This is a genomic window from Frankia sp. AgKG'84/4 (genome assembly GCF_023242965.2).
In the GTDB taxonomy this organism is placed as follows: Bacteria; Actinomycetota; Actinomycetes; order Frankiales; family Frankiaceae; genus Frankia.
On sequence record NZ_JALKFU020000568.1, the window covers coordinates 1 to 3,380 of the forward strand.

Sequence of the window (3,380 nt, forward strand, 5' to 3'; positions counted from 1 at the left end):
CCGCACGACCGGGCGCGCGGTTCGGCGCACGACCAGCAGCCACCGCCGGGCGGGGTCGCCGGTTCGGGGGAGGTCGGCCGGCGGGCCTGGCCCGAGCGGGCCGTCATACCCGTCACATCGGGTCAGCGCCGGTCCCCCCGGCGGGCTGTTCTGCCCGTCACATCGAGCCGTCGCGAACCACCTGACCGGGCCATTGCCGGGCGCCGCAAGCCGAAGCAGGCCGATCCAGGTGTCGGCGGCCGGGCGCGGTCCCGGCGCCCGGCCTGGCCCGTCCGGGCTGTCACGGCCGCCACATCGCGACGCCCGGCGCGACCGGCCGGCCGGTCGGTCCGGCCCGAACGCGCCAGGCCGACCGGCAGGTTCGCACTGGCGGCGCTCGCGCTGGCCGCTGTGATCGCACTCGCCTGGTTCGGGATGGTCATCCGCATCGGCCACTTCGACGTGGACGTCTTCCTCCGGGCCGGCCGCGCCGTCCGCGACGGACGCGATCCCTATCCCACGCCGGGTACCACGGCCGTGTCCTCGGGTTACGCCTTCGTCTACCCGTACCTCACCGCCTGGCCGTTCGCGGTGCTCTCGGGCCTACCGGCGGCGGACACGGTGTTCGTCGCCGGGTCGATGCTGGCGGTGCTGGCCGGCGTGCGCCTCACCGGGGCCCGGGACTGGCGGGTGTACGCACTGGTCGTCACCGCCTCGACGACGGTCATCGGGCTCCAGATGGGGACGCTCAACGCGTGGCTGTTCGCCGCCCTCGCCCTGGCGTGGCGCCGCCGCGACCATCCCCTCAGCGCGGGCGTGGCCGTCGCTCTCGCGGTCTACAGCAAGGTCTTCCTCGCCCCGGTGCTGCTGTGGCTGGTGCTGGCGCGGCGCTGGCGGGCCGCGGGGGTGGCGGTGGCGCTGCTCGCGGCCCTGCTCGGCGTGGGCGAGCTGGTCAGCCCGCTCGGCACGGCGAGCTACTTCACGATGCTGGGCCAGCTCGGCCGGGCGGAGGCGCTGACCGGGGTGAGCCTGACCGGACTGCTGGCGAACGTGGGCCTACCCATGGGTGGGGCGAACGCCCTGGCCCGGTGCTCGGCGCTGGCCGTGCTCGCCGGTTGCGCCCTGGCCCTGTGGCGCGGGCACGACGAACGCCTCGCCTTCACCGGCGCGGTCGTCGCCGGCCTGCTCGCTTCCCCGGTCCTCTGGTGGCACTACCTGCTGGTGCTGGTGGCCCCGCTGCTCGCGCTGAGCGTGCCGGCCGCGCGGGACGCCGCCGGGGCCAGGGCCGATCGTCGCCCCTCCCCCGTGCCGATCGCCGTGTTCGCGACGGCCACCTGGTTTCTCGTCACTCCGCACCGCAGCACGGCGGCCGTTCTGGCCGTGACCGCTGCCATCGGCACGCCGTTGGTGCTCTCCTGCCTGCTGGCGCCGGGTGGGCCGGGGACCTTCGCCGGTCGGCTCAGGCCGACGGTCCCGAAGGTGACCCTTGTCGCCTCCCTGACCGCCGCCACGATCACATTGGGTTACATCGCGGTGCGGCTCGCCGCGGCGCACACGCCGTCCGCACATGTCATCGGCTCGTATCTGATGATCGTGGGTGTCCTCGCGCTGCTCGCCTGGGCAGCCCGGACCACCGCCGCACGCAGCACCGGCGCGGGGGACGGCGCCGCGTCGACGGACCCCCGGCAACGTGGTGACAACAGCTCACCCAGTACGGAGGACCACGCCGTGGATCCCCGGGGTATCGCCGCACCGTGACGGGGCAGACCACCGCAGACAGGGATGCACTGGCTCGTTGCACCCTGCCAACGGGTCCCGCTCAGGGGATCGCCGAGGTACCGTGGTCACGACGACGGCCCGAGCGGCTGTCCGCGCCCGGCTGAATGGCTGGGTGTGCGAGGTCGGTGCGAGCGCCAAAGCGGGGCAATTCCCGCCGTTGGGTCCGGTCGCGGAGCCGGCCGTACCCCGGCCGCCGGACGATGCAACGGGCTTGTGCGGACCATCGCACCTGTCCTACTGATCTCATGGTGGCCCTGACCTGATCGGCGGATCCCTCTGTCTCAGCACGGAAACTCCCAGTCTATTGCTGCCCATCGCCAGCCGCGCCCGGCCAGGGGCCGCGGCGGTGCGAGCGGCGCAAGCCGTGGCGGCGGCCGCGGCTCCCGCAACAGCGGCTCCCGCTTCAGCGGCCCGGCGCGTCCGGCCGCTCCCCTCATCACCACCCGCGACCCGCGGCCCCCGGCGGAGACCTTCGAGGCCGCCGGCCTGCCCAAGCGGCTCATCAAGGCGCTTGCGGACCGTGACATAGCTGCGCCGTTCGCGGTGCAGGCCGCCACGCTGCCGGACGTCCTGGCCGGGGAGAACGTCCTCGGCCGGGCCAAGACCGGCTCCGGTAAGACCCTCGCGTTCGGGCTGCCGATCCTCGCGCGCCTCGCGGCGGGCGGGCCGGCCACGCCACGCCGGCCACGCGCCCTCGTCCTCGTCCCGACCCGCGAGCTAGCTCAGCAGGTCAGCGACGCGCTCGAGCCGCTGACCCGGGCGCTGAACCTGCGCCTGGCGCCCGTCTACGGCGGAACGTCGATCAGCCGGCAGGTATCGGTCCTGCGCCGCGGGGTGCACCTCGTGGTCGCCACGCCGGGCCGGCTGACCGACCTCGTCGAGCGCGGCGCCTGCGAGCTCGGCGCGATCGAGATGACCGTGCTCGACGAGGCCGACTTCATGTGCGACCTCGGCTTCCTGCCGGCGGTGCGGGCCCTGCTCGACTCCACCCCGACGGACGGGCAGCGCCTGCTGTTCAGCGCCACGCTCGACCGCGAGGTCGAGGTCCTGGTGCGGGACTACCTGCCCGACCCGGTCCTGGTCGCGATCGACTCGGAGACCTCGCAGGTCACCACCCTGCAGCGGCACGCGCTGGAGGCGCCCGACCGGGCCGCGCAGGTGTCCCTGGTCACGGCGCTCGCCGGCGGATCGGGACGCACCCTGGTGTTCGTCCGGACCCAGCGCGACGCCGACCGGATCGCCGAGTCACTCAGCCGCGCCGGCGTGCCGGCGGAGCCGCTGCACGGCGGAATGCCGCAGGGAGCCCGAACCCGGGCACTGGCCGGGTTCACCGACGGCTTCTACCGGGTCCTCGTCGCCACCGACGTGGCCGCCCGCGGCATCCACGTCGACGGCATCCGGCTGGTCATCCACCTCGGGCCCCCCGAGGACGCGAAGACCTACCAGCACCGCGGCGGGCGCACCGCCCGCGCCGGCGCTGACGGCGCGGACGTGCTCGTCACCCTGCCCGCCGAGCGCGGGAAGGTCCGCGGGCTGCTGCGGGCCGTCGGGATCGAGGCCCGCCCGGCGCCGACGACGCCGGAGGACCCGATCGTGCTGGAACTCGCCGGTCCGCCCGCTCC

At 74.9% G+C, this 3,380-nt stretch carries 2 protein-coding genes; both read left to right on the forward strand.

Translation table 11 applies throughout. The annotated features are described in order from the left end of the window. Positions 1 to 390: 390 nt before the first annotated feature. The gene (locus MXD58_RS23305; protein WP_248837822.1) at positions 391 to 1,737 is read left to right on the forward strand and encodes a glycosyltransferase family 87 protein; all 1,347 of its coding nucleotides are present in this window, start codon (positions 391 to 393) and stop codon (positions 1,735 to 1,737) included. Positions 1,738 to 2,301: 564 nt separating this feature from the next. After that, positions 2,302 to 3,380, forward strand: a 1,079-nt coding sequence (locus MXD58_RS23310; protein WP_250609922.1) for a DEAD/DEAH box helicase, incomplete at its 3' end; no start/stop codon positions are given.